The following is a 13,899-nucleotide window of genomic DNA, read 5'->3' on the forward strand; positions in this document are numbered from 1 at the left end:
GAGACCGACAGGCGTGCTGAGCGTCAGATGGAAATCTTTTTGCCGCCGCGGCTGCCGGAGAAGGTCTGGCCATTTGCACCATAGAGACCTGGCTCCTGGTGAGGCTTGAGCACCTCGAGCGCTTTCTGATTCAGCGCGATTTGCCCTTCAAGTAACCAGCCATTGTGTTGGTTCAGATCGCGCAAATGCTGCGTTTTTTTGGTAATAAGCTGCCAGCGATCTGCGACATCATCATTCGCACTGCTTTGCAGGTTCTGCGCTGCGCGGCGCTGCTGTTCAAGATAATCCAGGGTAGCGAGCAAGGAACTTTTCTCTTCCGTAATACGCTGTAACGTACTGCCATTCACATGGCCCACGGAAAGCTGTTTCTGCTCAGCATCCATCACGTCTTTCAACGCATTCAGGATAACTGTCATTTGATCAAGGATATCTGACAGTCCATTCATACCGTTATTTACTCTGTAAGTAGCTCTGTGCGTCGCTGATCAGGGCATCGGCAATTTTGCCGGTATCCATTTTCAGTTCGCCATTGCGGATCGCGGTTTTGAGTTTCTCAACGCGTTCCATATTGATATCGTTACTACCAGGCTTCATCAATTTTGCCTGCGCGTCACTCAGGGTAACGTTAGTGCTGTTCGCAGTGGCTGATTTTTCCTGACGTACTTTTTGCGCCTGTGTTTCGCTTGCTTCGCGCGGTTGTACAGTACTAACAGGCTTCAGGGGCGATGTACGATCAATGCTCATAGTGTTTCCTCATTGAGGTTTCCCGGCGTTTGGGAGCGGCCAGTCTTCAGTCGTTGCTTATTTATCGGCAGAAGCCGAGGAATCTTTAAAAAGATTATAGATTAATAAGAATATTCCCATCAGCCCCCACCGTGCCACTCACAATCTGGCCGGATGCCATTCGAACCCTGGCGTTTTGCGCCACTGCTGCATTATTCAGAGCCTGACCCTCACCATTTACACTAAAGCCGTCACCGTTAGCAATCACCTGAACGCGTTGCCCTGCTTTTATCCGCCAGGCCTGACGGAGGAGAGAGAGCTGGACCGGCTGCCCTGGCGCGAGATCGCGCAGACTGACGGCGTCCTGCGCCTGAGTAATATCAAGCATAGTCTTCGGCGGTAATTGATCGAGTCGTCCTCGGGCGAGCTTCACGCTACCCGGTTCAAGCGCGCTGCCACGAGTAATGGCCTGCGCTGCAACAACATAATTCCCCGTTACCTGGACGTTGACCTGCAGATACCGTTTTTCGTTACCGCACCGTGCCAGCACATTTACATTTCCCCACAGCTTCGCGTTGCCGGTCATGCTCAGCGCGGGCTGCTCACAGGCCGGGAGCAAATTTTTCGGTGTGCGAAGCGTCACAACAACCTCATCACTAAAACCTGCCAGACGTGTGGCAAAGAATGAGGTCAGTTGCGCATTCAGGTCCTGAGCCAGCAAAGCAGGGCTTAACAACAGTAAGGCCGCGGCTAAACCGATTTTAAGTATGTTCATCGCAGACTCCTGCCTGTGGAAAGGATGAGAGAATTCTAACCGGGGAGCAAATCTATCAACGCAATAAATAGCGACGCATTTTGCTCTTATTCTGACGATAAGGCGTACGTAATGAGATTTAAGCTATTGACTAAATAATTCTCATCAGCGGTGAAGCCATGCTCGATAAACTTGATGCCGCGTTACGGTTCCAGCAAGAAGCGCTGAACCTGAGCGCAAAGCGCCAGGAAATCCTGGCCGCGAATATCGCCAACGCTGATACCCCAGGGTATCAGGCACGTGATCTGGATTTTTCCAGTGAGCTGAAAAAAGTGATGGAGCGTGGTCGTCCTGAAACCAATGGCGTTGCTCTGGCCTTAACGTCCAGCCGCCATATTCCGGCTCAGGCAACCTCCACAGCGTCCACCGAATTGTTATACCGCATCCCTGACCAGCCTTCGCTGGATGGTAACACCGTCGATATGGACCGCGAGCGGACGCAGTTTGCTGACAATGGCGTCAAATATCAAATGGGTCTGACCGTCCTGGGCGGGCAGATTAAGAGCATGCAAAGCGTGCTACAGGGGAACTGATAGATGGCATTACTGAATATTTTTGATGTCGCCGGCTCGGCACTGACCGCGCAGTCCAAGCGCCTGAACGTGGCGGCCAGTAACCTGGCAAACGCCGACAGCGTAACCGGGCCAGATGGCCAGCCTTACCGGGCAAAACAGGTCGTCTTCCAGGTAGACGCGGCCCCGGGTCAGGCTACTGGTGGGGTAAAAGTGGCTGAGGTTGTGGAAAGTCAGGCTCCTGAAAAACTGGTTTATCAACCGGGCAACCCGCTCGCGGATAACAATGGCTACGTCAAAATGCCGAACGTGGATGTGGTGGGCGAGATGGTGAACACCATGTCCGCTTCCCGCAGCTACCAGGCGAACGTAGAAGTGCTCAATACCGTTAAGAGCATGATGCTCAAGACGCTCACTCTCGGCCAGTAAAGGAGACGCTCATGTCCTTCGCCGTAAATGTGAATGACACCACCACCAGCGGTGCCAGTTCCACAAGCAGCAGTAGCAGTGCTTCTTCGCTGACCACAAGTAGTGCATCAGACCTGCAAAGTAGCTTCCTGACCCTGCTGGTAGCCCAGTTGAAAAACCAGGACCCGACGAATCCGTTGCAGAACAATGAACTGACCTCGCAACTTGCGCAGATCAGTACCCTTAACGGTATCGAAAAACTCAACACCACGCTGGGATCGATTTCCGGTCAGATTAATAACAACGAATCAGTACAGGCCAGTACGTTGATTGGTCATGGCGTCATGGTCCCTGGCACCACGGTACTGGCGGGTAGTTCCACCACCACGCCGTTTGGGGTCGAGCTGGAGCAGGCGGCAGATAAAGCCACCGCGACCATCACGAATAAAGACGGCACCGTTGTACAGACCATTGAGCTTGGCGCACTGAAAGCGGGCGTCCATACGTTCAGTTGGGACGGGAAGCTGCTGGATGGCACTACCGCAATTGACGGCTCTTATAAAGTTTCTATCGCCGCCAGCTCTGGCGCAACGCAGCTGGTTGCTCAACCGTTGCAGTATGCGCTGGTACAGGCAGTAACGCGTACCTCTAATGGTAGCACCTTAGATCTTGGTACTTACGGTAATACCACGCTCGACGAAGTTCGGCAGATTATTTAAGCCTTAACACTTATCAGGAGTAAGTCATGGCCTTTTCACAAGCGGTCAGCGGTTTGAATGCTGCTGCAACTAACCTCGATCTCATTGGTAACAACATCGCCAACTCCGCCACCTATGGCTTCAAATCCAGCACCGCGTCCTTCGCTGACATGTTTGCAGGATCTAAAGTCGGTCTGGGTGTGAAAGTAGCGGGTATTACTCAGGACTTCAACGACGGTACTACTACCAACACCGGTCGTGGCCTGGACGTGGCAATCAGCCAGAACGGCTTTTTCCGCCTCACCGATACAAACGGTTCCGTTTACTACAGCCGTAACGGCCAGTTCACGCTGGATGCAAACCGTAACCTGGTAAACATGCAGGGTCTGGCCGTCACGGGCTATGCAGCGGTAGGTTCTCCGCCGGAAATTCAGACTGGTGGTAACCCGGCCGGGATTAATATTCCAAACGATCTGATGTCCGCGAAAACGACCACCACCGCAGCAATGCAGATGAACCTGAACTCATCCGACGCCGTGCCGACGGTCGCTGTTTTCGACCCGGCGAATGCAAACAGCTATAACAAAAAAGGGCCGGTTACCGTTTATGACACTCAGGGTAACTCCCATGACATGAACGTCTACTACGTCAAAACCACCAATAACAAATGGGACGTTTACACCCAGGACACCAGCGTGGCCGGTTCCGCAGCGGTGAAATCTGCCCAGATGAGTTTTGATGCCAACGGTAATATCGAAGGTGTTCGCAACTATATCGCGCAAAACACCACGCCGCAGACCTATGTACTGAACGCTACTGCCAACGCCACGCCGTCAATCACGGTGAGGACCGGTGCCCTGAACGGCGCGACTCCGTCAACCTTCTCTTTGAGCTTCCAGGGCTCAATGCAGCAGAACGTCGGCACCAGCGCCATTGTTTCCACCTCACAGAACGGTTACAAGCCGGGCACGATGGTGAGCTACACCATCAATGACGACGGCACCGTAGTCGGGACTTACTCCAACGAACAAACACAGCTGCTCGGCCAAATCGTACTGGCAAACTTTGCCAATAACGAAGGGCTGAAATCTGAGGGCGATAACGTCTGGTCTGCGACTAATGCCTCCGGTGTTGCGCTGCTGGGTACGGCAGGTACCGGTAACTTCGGTACGCTGACCAATGGCGCGCTTGAAGCATCAAACGTGGATCTGAGTAAAGAACTGGTCAACATGATTGTCGCGCAGCGTAACTATCAGTCGAATGCGCAGACCATCAAAACCCAGGATCAGATCCTTAACACGCTGGTTAACCTGCGTTAATCGCCTGACGGGATAGCCTAATGGATCACGCAATATACACCGCGATGGGTGCCGCCAGCCAGACGCTGAACCAGCAGGCTGTGACCGCCAGCAACCTCGCAAACGCTTCAACACCGGGCTTTCGTGCTCAGCTCAATGCGCTGCGTGCGGTACCGGTACAAGGTATGTCAGTGCCGACCCGTACGCTGGTGGTTGAGTCAACGCCGGGCGCGGATATGACCCCAGGTCAGATGGACTACACGTCGCGTCCGCTGGACGTGGCGCTGCAGCAGGACGGTTGGCTCGTCGTACAGGGTAAAGATGGCACCGAGGGGTATACCCGTAACGGTAACATCCAGGTGAGCCCGACCGGTCAGCTGACCATTGGCGGAAACCCGGTCATTGGTGAAGCAGGACCTATCGCCGTACCGGAAGGCTCTCAGGTCACTATCGCTGCTGACGGTACTATCTCCGCCCTGACGGCCGGGGATGCGCCAAATACGGTTTCGCCGGTCGGCAAGCTTAAGCTTGTGAAAGCGCAGGGCAACGAAGTAGCACGCGGTGATGACGGTCTTTTCCGCCTGACTCCGGCAGCCCAGGCTACACGTGGCCCTGTTCTCCAGGCTGACCCGACCATCACCGTTATGTCTGGTGTGCTGGAAGGCAGTAACGTTAAAGCGGTGGAAGCTATGGCTGACATGATAGCCAGTGCCCGCCGATTTGAGATGCAAATGAAAGTGATTGGCAACGTTGATGAAAATGCGCAGCGCGCCAATCAGTTGCTGTCTCTGAGCTAATAAACAGGATTACCTATGATCAGTTCATTATGGATCGCTAAAACCGGCCTTGATGCGCAGCAAACCAATATGGACGTTATCGCCAACAACCTGGCGAACGTCAGTACTAACGGTTTTAAACGCCAGCGTGCGGTATTTGAAGATTTGCTCTACCAGACTATTCGCCAGCCAGGCGCCCAGTCTTCTGAACAGACAACACTGCCTTCTGGCCTGCAGGTCGGTACCGGTGTGCGTCCTGTGGCGACCGAGCGTCTGCACAGCCAGGGTAACTTGTCTCAGACCAATAACAGCAAAGATGTAGCCATTAAAGGTCAGGGCTTCTTCCAGGTGCTGCTGCCGGATGGGACTTCTGCTTACACCCGTGACGGTTCGTTCCAGGTGGATCAGAATGGCCAGCTGGTGACGGCGGGCGGCTTCCAGGTTCAGCCTGCAATTACCATCCCGGCAAACACCCTTAGCATTACCATTGGGCGTGATGGTGTGGTCAGTGCGACCCAGCAGGGTGCGGCAGCTGCGGTGCAGGTGGGGCAGTTAAACCTCACTACCTTTATGAATGACACCGGCCTCGAAAGTATTGGTGAAAACCTCTACATCGAAACCCAGTCTTCAGGCGCACCAAATGATACGACGCCAGGCCTGAATGGTGCAGGGCTGCTCTACCAGGGCTATGTGGAAACGTCGAACGTTAACGTGGCTGAAGAACTGGTCAATATGATCCAGGTTCAGCGTGCGTATGAAATTAACAGCAAAGCGGTCTCCACAACCGATCAGATGCTGCAGAAACTGTCGCAACTCTAAGGCGTATTCCGGTGTGGCTGTAAAAGGCGGCACCGGAACCCTGATTTTGAAGATGAATGTAATGCAAAAATTCACCACCGGCCGTTACCCTGTTTTGGCTTTACTGGCTGTCACCCTCAGCGGGTGTGCATGGGTTCCTTCAACTCCGCTGGTGCAGGGCGCCACCACCGCCCAACCAATGCCAGGCCCCGTTCCTGTGGTCAATGGTTCTATTTATCAAACCGCGCAGCCGATTAACTATGGTTATCAGCCACTGTTTGAAGACAGACGTCCGCGTAATGTGGGCGACACGCTGACGTTAGTGCTGCAGGAAAACGTCAGCGCCAGTAAAAGCTCATCCGCCAACGCCAGCCGTGATGGCAAAAGCAGTTTTGGCATGGAAACCACGCCCCGTTATCTTGAAGGGCTGTTTGGTAATGCCCGTGCGGATCTTTCGAGCTCAGGCAGCAACTCCTTTAATGGAAAGGGTGGCGCCAATGCCAGCAACACGTTTAGCGGTACGTTGACCGTCACCGTCGATCAGGTACTGATCAATGGCAATTTACATGTCGTGGGTGAAAAACAGATTGCCATCAACCAGGGCACTGAATTCATCCGCTTCTCAGGTGTGGTTAATCCACGCACCATCAGCGGCAGCAACACGGTTCCGTCCACCCAGGTGGCGGATGCGCGTATCGAATATGTGGGCAATGGCTACATCAACGAAGCGCAGAACATGGGCTGGCTGCAACGTTTCTTCCTCAACTTATCGCCGATGTAACCGGGGTGCATTATGTTTAGATATCTGACTGGACTGGCGTTAATCCTGCTGGCAACTTTTGCCCAGGCTGAGCGTATCCGGGATCTCACCAGTGTACAGGGCGTACGTGAAAACTCACTTATTGGCTATGGCCTGGTGGTAGGCCTTGACGGAACGGGTGACCAGACGACCCAGACGCCGTTCACCACGCAAAGTATCAATAACATGCTGTCCCAGATGGGGATTACCGTCCCTGCGGGCACCAACATGCAGTTAAAAAACGTCGCCTCGGTAATGGTCACCGCGCAACTGCCAGCGTTTGGCCGTCAGGGCCAGACAATTGACGTTGTTGTCTCCTCTATGGGTAACGCCAAAAGCCTTCGCGGCGGTACGCTGCTGATGACGCCGCTCAAAGGCGTTGACAGCCAGGTTTACGCGCTGGCGCAGGGGAATATTCTGGTCGGCGGTGCGGGTGCATCAGCCGGTGGTAGCAGCGTGGCGGTAAACCAGCTTAATGGTGGCCGCATTACCGGTGGTGCGGTGATTGAACGTGAACTGCCGTCGCAGTTCGGTAACGGCAATACCCTCAACCTGCAGCTCAATCAGGATGATTTTACGATGGCGCAGCAGATTGCTGACACCATTAACCGCCGTGGTATGGGCGGGGCGACCGCACTGGATGCCCGTACCGTTCAGGTTCGGGTGCCGCAGGGCGGCAGCTCTCAGGTACGCATGCTGGCGGACATTCAGAATCTTGAAGTCGGCGCCGCGCCGCAGGATGCCAAAATTGTAATTAACTCCCGTACCGGCTCGGTGGTGATGAACCGCGAAGTAACCCTGGATAACTGTGCGGTGGCTCAGGGTAACCTTTCGGTCACGGTGAATCAGTCTGCTAACGTAAGCCAGCCTAATACGCCGTTTGGTGGTGGACAGACCGTGGTGACGCCGCAGACGCAGATCGACTTGCGTCAAAGTGGCGGTTCGCTGCAGAGCATTCGTTCCAGCGCCAACCTCAACAACGTGGTGCGTGCGCTTAACGCGCTGGGCGCAACACCTATTGATCTCATGTCCATCCTGCAGTCGATGCAAAGCGCAGGCTGCCTGCGTGCGAAGCTGGAGATCATCTGATGCTGACTGACAACCGCCTGAACGCAAGCGCTGCATGGGATGCGCAATCCCTGAATGAGCTGAAAATCAAAGCCGGACAGGATCCGCAGGCCAACATCCGGCCGGTGGCCCGTCAGGTCGAAGGGATGTTCGTGCAGATGATGCTGAAAAGCATGCGCGAAGCTCTGCCGAAAGACGGTCTGTTCAGTAGCGACTCCACGCGGTTGTATACCAGCATGTATGACCAGCAAATCGCCCAGCAGATGACGGCCGGGAAGGGACTGGGGCTGGCAGAGATGATGGTTAAGCAGATGACCGGGGAACAGGCTCCCGTTGAGGCTGGCGATCGTATGCAACAGGTGCCAATGAAATTTGACCTGGAAACGATCAATACCCTGCAAAACCAAACCCTGGCGCAAATGGTTCGTAAAGCCGTACCAAAAGCGCCAGAAACCACTGATGAACCGATGAGTGGCGACAGCAAAGACTTCCTGGCGCAACTCTCGCTACCCGCTCGTCTGGCCAGCCAGCAGAGCGGGGTGCCGCACCATCTGATTCTGGCCCAGGCTGCCCTTGAGTCAGGCTGGGGACAACGGCAGATTAAACGCGAAAACGGTGAACCGAGCTTTAACCTGTTTGGTGTGAAAGCCACCTCAAGCTGGAAAGGCCCGGTCACTGAAATCACCACCACGGAATTTGAAAACGGTGAAGCGAAGAAGGTCAAAGCGAAGTTCCGCGTTTATGGCTCATACCTCGAAGCCTTGTCCGATTACGTGGGTATGTTAACCCGTAATCCGCGCTACGCCGCCGTCACCACCGCCGCCACGGCGGAGCAGGGTGCGCAGGCACTGCAGAATGCCGGGTATGCGACCGATCCTAAGTATGCACAAAAATTAACCTCCATGATTCAGCAGCTCAAATCGATGGGGGAGAAGGTCAGCAAAGCCTACAGTAATGATATTGAAAATCTGTTCTGAAACGGCTCAAGTTCAGCTCAAGGTTGCCGATAATCGTTAACAGGACTTATGTCTTAAAAGTTAATAAGGAACCTCCATGTCCAGCTTGATTAACAGCGCCATGAGCGGCCTCAGTGCAGCCCAGGCTGCACTGAATACCACCAGTAATAACATCTCAAGTTATAACGTGGCGGGCTATACCCGTCAGACAACCGTCATCTCTGCTGCCAACAGTACCCTGGGCGCAGGCGGTTGGGTGGGTAATGGGGCCTTTGTCTCCGGCGTGCAGCGCGAATATGACGCTTTCATCTCGAACCAGCTTCGCGGTGCCCAAACGCAGAGTAGCGGTCTGACGACGCGCTACCAGCAGATGTCTAAAATCAACGACATGGTGTCGAGTACCACCAACTCGTTGTCGACGTCCCTGCAGGGGTTCTTCTCAAGCCTGCAAACCCTGGTGAGCAACGCCGAAGATCCGGCGTCACGTCAGAGTTTGCTCGGTAAGGCGGATGCATTAGTCAACCAGTTCCAGGTTACCGATCAGTACCTGCGCGATCAGGACAAACAGATCAATATTTCGATCTCGTCGAGTGTCGATCAGATCAACAGCTTTACCAAGCAGATTGCCAACCTCAACGATCAGATCTCACGTCTGACCGGCGTTGGCGCGGGCGCATCGCCAAACAATCTGCTCGATCAGCGTGACCAGTTGGTCAGTGAGCTGAATAAAATTGTTGGGGTTGAAGTCAGTGTTCAGGACAGCAACACCTATAACGTGACCATGGCAAATGGTTATACCCTGGTGCAGGGGAGTACAGCGCGTCAGCTGGCGGCAGTAGCCTCCAGTGACGATTCGGCGCGTACTACCGTGGCCTATGTGGATAACACCGCAGGTAATGTTGAGATCCCGGAAAAGCTGCTGAACAGTGGTTCACTCGGTGGGCTGTTAACCTTCCGTTCGCAGGATCTTGATCAGACCCGTAATACCCTTGGCCAACTGGCGCTCTCCTTTGCTGATGCGTTTAATAAACAGCATAAAGCTGGCTATGACGTCGATGGCGAACAAGGCAAAAATTTCTTCAAAATTGGTAGTCCCACCACCTTCAGCAATGCGAAAAATACGGGCAATGCGACAATGACTGCCGTCGTGACCGACAGCAGCAGCGTGAAGGCGACGGATTATAAAATTACCAAAACCACTGCTGGCTGGACCGTCACACGCCTTGCGGATAACACCTCATTTGCGGCAACGCAATCCGGTGGAGCCCTTAATTTCGATGGCCTGAAAATTAACGTCTCTGGTGCGGCTGTGAAAAACGACAGCTTTACCGTCAAGCCGGTCGCCAACGCCATCATCAATATGGATGTGGCGATCACCGATGAGTCGAAAATCGCTATGGCTGCGGGCGCGGATACGGGTGCCAGTGACAACAAAAATGGTCAGGCGCTGCTGGATTTGCAAAGTGCGAAAAAAGTGGGTGGAGCCAAGAGCTTCAACGATGCCTATGCGTCGCTGATAAGCACCATTGGTACCACGACCGCCACACTTAAAACCAGCAGCACGACGCAGGAGAACGTGGTGACGCAGCTGAGTAATCAGCAGCAGTCCATCTCCGGGGTTAACCTGGATGAAGAGTACGGTAATCTGCAGCGCTACCAGCAGTATTATCTCGCCAACGCACAGGTTCTGCAGACTGCAAGCAGCCTGTTTGATGCGTTACTGAACATACGCTAAGTAAGAGGTGATTGATGCGTATCAGTACCCAGATGATGTATGAACAAAACATGCGTGGTATCACCAACTCACAAAGTAAGTGGTTGGGATACGGCGAGCAAATGTCTACCGGCCTGCGCGTTAACCGTCCTTCAGATGACCCTATTGCTGCATCGCAGGCGGTAGTGGTTTCTCAGGCGCAGGCACAGAACGAGCAATATAAAACGGCGCGTACTTTTGCCAACCAGAAAATTTCGCTGGAAGAGAATGTACTAAGCCAGGTCACCACGGCGGTGACGGCGGCTCAAACCAGTGTCGTTAAAGCCGGCAACGGCTCCCTGAGTGACGATGACCGTGCCTCAATGGCTACCGAACTTCAGGGGATTCGCGATCAGCTGATGAACCTGGCGAACAGCACTGATGGCAATGGCCGCTACATTTTTGGTGGTTATAAAACCAGCGAGCCCCCGTTCAATAAAACGTCTGGCGCTTACAGCGGTGGTCCTGAAGCCATTACGCAGCAGGTTGATTCCGCACGTACCATGGTAATAGCCCATACCGGCACGCAGGTCTTCGATAACATCAGCAGCAATGCGGTGAAAGAGCCAGACGGTACGGATTCCCAGACTAACGTCTTTGACATGCTGGATGACGTCATTGCCGCACTGAAAGTGCCGGTAGGGGATGACGAAACGGCGAAGGAGACGTCTCAGGCCGCACTGGACAAAGCAAACCGTGGTTTGCGTAACTCCCTGAACAATGTGCTGACCGTGCGTGCAGAGCTGGGAACCCAGCTTGACGAGCTGGATAAGCTGGACTCATTAGGTGATGACCGTGCGTTGGGGTTAACGCAGCAGATGAGCGATCTGGTCAACGTGGACTGGAACGCAGCCATCTCCTCGTACACCATGCAGCAAGCGGCATTACAGGCATCCTATAAAGCATTTAGCGACATGCAGGGCATGTCGCTGTTCCAGCTCAATAAGTAATTTTCGTTTTGACCATATCTTGAAACTGGGTATGGTTTGTGTGCCCGCACCGCAAACCGGTGCGGGTTTTTTTTATCCTGCATTCCTCGCCGCCGCCTGTAACCGACGGCTGTCAACGAGGCGAATAACCAGCGCGATAAGCCCGGTCACTGTCGCCAGCGCCACCACGCCAGACCAGCCTGCAAAGGTGTAAACTTTACTGCCCAGCGCAGACCCCAGAGCCATGCCGATAAATACGACGGTAAAGAGTAAGGCATTCAGTCGGCCACGCGCCTGAGGTTCAAGCCCATAGACCAGATTCTGATGAGCAACCAGACTGGACTGCAAGCCCAGGTCAAAGCCAACCGCTGCAAGGGCGATAATCACCAGCTGTGCCTGCGGGGAGACCAGCGGCAGAACAAACATCAGCGCGAAGGAGGCGGAGACAAGCGCCGCACCAAGCTGGGTTACTTTTTCAGCACCGACTTTATCGGCAAGACCACCTGCAAGCGGGGCGGCCAGCGCGCCTGCGGCACCTGCTATTCCGAATGTCCCAGCGACGGCGCTGCCCAGGTGATACTTTTCAAGCAACATGACGGCAAGGGTAGACCAGAAGGCACTAAAGGCAATGGATAAAAAGCCCTGCGCAAACGCAGCACGGCGCAGCGCAGGGTAGCGCTGCCAGAGATGCGCCATAGACTTCAACAGCTGGGGGTAACTCAGCGTAGAGTGAATGGCGAAGCGTGGCAGCACAAACCACATTAACGTGCCGATGAACGCGATGCTCACCGCCGCTAACTGAAACATGATGCGCCAGCCAAAGGCGGCACCCACAAAACCACTGACGGTTCGCGAAAGCAGAATACCCAATAACAAACCGGTCATTACGGTACCCACCGTTTTGCCCTGTTTACCCTCCGGGGCCAGTATGGCGGCGGCCGGTACGATATCCTGCGCCATCGTGGCGGCCATGCCCAGTAGCAGACTGACTACCAGCAGCGTAGAGAGGGTGGTTGTAAAACTACAGGCCAGCAGCAAAAGGGCAAGCGCGGTACATTTTGTAAGGATCAGGCGGCGGCGATCGTAACGGTCACCCAGCGGCAGTAAAAAAAGGATCCCCAGCGCATAGCCAGCCTGAGTAAGCGTCGGCACAAGCCCCATGCCGTTAATGGTCAAATGCAGGTCGCTACCCATCAGCGGGAGCAGTGGCTGGGCATAATAAATCGCTGCCACACTAAACCCCGCGCCCATTGCCAGCACGAAGATTATCCAGCGCGCAACAAGTAACGGTTGAGAATGACGGTTCATAAGGTTTTCCTCATATTGGGTGTGAGAACATTTTTTATGAATTCCGCATAGCGTGGTAGATAGCGAGATGGTAAAACGGTTATACGCATAACGTATAACCAGGAGGGAATAAAATGCGCACAGAGCGTATAGATAGAGTGGATTTAATGCGTACCCTGGTGCGTATTGTCGAAGCGGGATCCCTTTCTGCAGCAGCACGGCAGCTTGATACCACCCAGGCCACCGTGAGCCGACGGTTACAGTCACTGGAAACGCTGCTGGGTGTGAAACTGCTCCTGCGTAGCACGCATGCAATGAAACTTACCGATGATGGCGAGCGCTGTTATCAGCATGCGAAACGGGTTATTGATGCCTGGGTGAGTCTGGAAGACGCGCTCAGTCAGGCCGGGGATGAACCGGTAGGCATGCTCAGAGTACGCGCACCCCACGCATTTGGTCAGGAACAGCTTCTTTCGCCCCTCACCCGGTTTCTGCAACGCTATCCTCAGCTGAACGTAGAGTGGATGCTCAATGATAAAAATGTCAACTTCCTCAGTGACAATATCGACTGCGCTATCCGCGTGGGGGCGGAGGTGGATCCGGCAACGGTATCGGTACTGTTAGCAGAAGTCCCTCGTTGCCTGGTGGCCTCCCCGGAATTACTGGCCCGTTATCAGCCGCTGACGCAACCCTCGCAACTGAGTGAACTGCCGTGGATAGCATTGAGTACCTTTTATCAGCATGATATTTCGCTTAATCATTCACAGCATGCTGAGCCAGAAAGGATCGTCCTCGCGCCGCGGTTATACACCGACAGCCTTTATGTGGCACGTAATACTGCGCTGGCAGGCTTAGGCGTGGCAGCGGTATCAAGCTGGACGGTGGAGGAGGATATCCGACACGGCAGGCTGGTGGCGGTGCTGCCGGAGTGGATGCCAGCCCCACTGCCGGTTCATCTGGTGTACCCCTGGGCTCGCTACTATCCTGCGAGACTGCGCATGTTTTTGCAGTTGATGCGTGAAGTGATGCCGGAAATGAGCGGGATGCGCCAGCCCGGTGCGCAGGCATAAAAAAGCCGAC

The 13,899-nt window shown here is 54.3% G+C and carries 16 protein-coding genes; 12 read left to right on the top strand and 4 right to left on the bottom strand.

All coding sequences use genetic code 11. The features are described from left to right. Positions 1–23 precede the first annotated feature (23 nt). The 3 genes from flgN to flgA all read right to left on the bottom strand — a co-directional run bounded on the left by flgN (position 24) and on the right by flgA (position 1,498). Positions 24–446, bottom strand: coding sequence for a flagella biosynthesis chaperone FlgN (gene flgN, locus KXR87_RS00210; protein WP_437430265.1), 423 nt, complete (start codon positions 444–446; stop codon positions 24–26). A 4-nt stretch (positions 447–450) separates the two neighbouring features. Then, entirely contained in the window at positions 451–744 is a 294-nt protein-coding gene (flgM, locus tag KXR87_RS00215) for a flagellar biosynthesis anti-sigma factor FlgM (RefSeq protein WP_437430266.1), read from the bottom strand. A 94-nt stretch (positions 745–838) separates the two neighbouring features. After that, positions 839–1,498: a flagellar basal body P-ring formation chaperone FlgA gene (flgA, locus tag KXR87_RS00220; protein WP_437430267.1), complete on the bottom strand. Its 660-nt coding sequence runs from the start codon at positions 1,496–1,498 to the stop codon at positions 839–841. Between the two features lie 158 nt (positions 1,499–1,656). On the opposite strand from flgA, the gene flgB reads away from it, so the two are divergent. The 11 genes from flgB (at position 1,657) to flgL (ending at position 11,553) form a co-directional block, all read left to right on the top strand. Then, positions 1,657–2,070, top strand: coding sequence for a flagellar basal body rod protein FlgB (gene flgB / locus KXR87_RS00225; RefSeq protein WP_437430268.1), 414 nt, complete (start codon positions 1,657–1,659; stop codon positions 2,068–2,070). Between the two features lie 3 nt (positions 2,071–2,073). Beyond that, a complete protein-coding gene (gene flgC, locus KXR87_RS00230) occupies positions 2,074–2,478 on the top strand; it encodes a flagellar basal body rod protein FlgC (protein ID WP_437430269.1) in 405 nt (134 codons plus the stop codon). A gap of 11 nt (positions 2,479–2,489) precedes the next feature. Further along, a complete protein-coding gene (gene flgD / locus KXR87_RS00235) occupies positions 2,490–3,176 on the top strand; it encodes a flagellar hook assembly protein FlgD (protein ID WP_437430270.1) in 687 nt (228 codons plus the stop codon). 26 nt (positions 3,177–3,202) lie between these two features. Further along, positions 3,203–4,474: a flagellar hook protein FlgE gene (gene flgE, locus KXR87_RS00240; RefSeq protein WP_437430271.1), complete on the top strand. Its 1,272-nt coding sequence runs from the start codon at positions 3,203–3,205 to the stop codon at positions 4,472–4,474. Positions 4,475–4,494: 20 nt separating this feature from the next. Then, positions 4,495–5,250 carry a flagellar basal body rod protein FlgF gene (locus KXR87_RS00245; RefSeq protein WP_437430272.1) on the top strand — a complete coding sequence of 252 codons (756 nt, stop codon included), beginning with the start codon at positions 4,495–4,497 and terminating at the stop codon, positions 5,248–5,250. Between the two features lie 15 nt (positions 5,251–5,265). Further along, positions 5,266–6,048 carry a flagellar basal-body rod protein FlgG gene (gene flgG, locus KXR87_RS00250; protein ID WP_437430273.1) on the top strand — a complete coding sequence of 261 codons (783 nt, stop codon included), beginning with the start codon at positions 5,266–5,268 and terminating at the stop codon, positions 6,046–6,048. A 61-nt stretch (positions 6,049–6,109) separates the two neighbouring features. Then, entirely contained in the window at positions 6,110–6,808 is a 699-nt protein-coding gene (locus tag KXR87_RS00255) for a flagellar basal body L-ring protein FlgH (RefSeq protein ID WP_437430274.1), read from the top strand. A 12-nt stretch (positions 6,809–6,820) separates the two neighbouring features. Continuing rightward, positions 6,821–7,915, top strand: coding sequence for a flagellar basal body P-ring protein FlgI (locus tag KXR87_RS00260; protein WP_437430275.1), 1,095 nt, complete (start codon positions 6,821–6,823; stop codon positions 7,913–7,915). Continuing rightward, the gene (gene flgJ / locus KXR87_RS00265; RefSeq protein ID WP_437430276.1) at positions 7,915–8,871 is read left to right on the top strand and encodes a flagellar assembly peptidoglycan hydrolase FlgJ; all 957 of its coding nucleotides are present in this window, start codon (positions 7,915–7,917) and stop codon (positions 8,869–8,871) included. The genes KXR87_RS00260 and flgJ overlap by 1 nt, the downstream gene beginning before the upstream one ends. Before the next feature lie 76 nt (positions 8,872–8,947). After that, entirely contained in the window at positions 8,948–10,585 is a 1,638-nt protein-coding gene (gene flgK / locus KXR87_RS00270; protein ID WP_437430277.1) for a flagellar hook-associated protein FlgK, read from the top strand. A gap of 14 nt (positions 10,586–10,599) precedes the next feature. Beyond that, positions 10,600–11,553 carry a flagellar hook-associated protein FlgL gene (flgL, locus tag KXR87_RS00275; RefSeq protein ID WP_437430278.1) on the top strand — a complete coding sequence of 318 codons (954 nt, stop codon included), beginning with the start codon at positions 10,600–10,602 and terminating at the stop codon, positions 11,551–11,553. Between the two features lie 72 nt (positions 11,554–11,625). On the opposite strand, the gene KXR87_RS00280 is transcribed toward flgL, so the two are convergent. Then, positions 11,626–12,840 carry an MFS transporter gene (locus tag KXR87_RS00280; RefSeq protein ID WP_437430279.1) on the bottom strand — a complete coding sequence of 405 codons (1,215 nt, stop codon included), beginning with the start codon at positions 12,838–12,840 and terminating at the stop codon, positions 11,626–11,628. A 113-nt stretch (positions 12,841–12,953) separates the two neighbouring features. On the opposite strand from KXR87_RS00280, the gene KXR87_RS00285 reads away from it, so the two are divergent. Continuing rightward, on the top strand, positions 12,954–13,889 hold the full coding sequence (locus tag KXR87_RS00285) for a LysR family transcriptional regulator (RefSeq protein WP_437430280.1): 936 nt from the start codon (positions 12,954–12,956) through the stop codon (positions 13,887–13,889). The last annotated feature ends 10 nt before the right edge of the window (positions 13,890–13,899 follow it).

The sequence above is a fragment of the Yokenella regensburgei genome, assembly GCF_051486985.1.
Taxonomy (GTDB): Bacteria; Pseudomonadota; Gammaproteobacteria; order Enterobacterales; family Enterobacteriaceae; genus CBFFRJ01.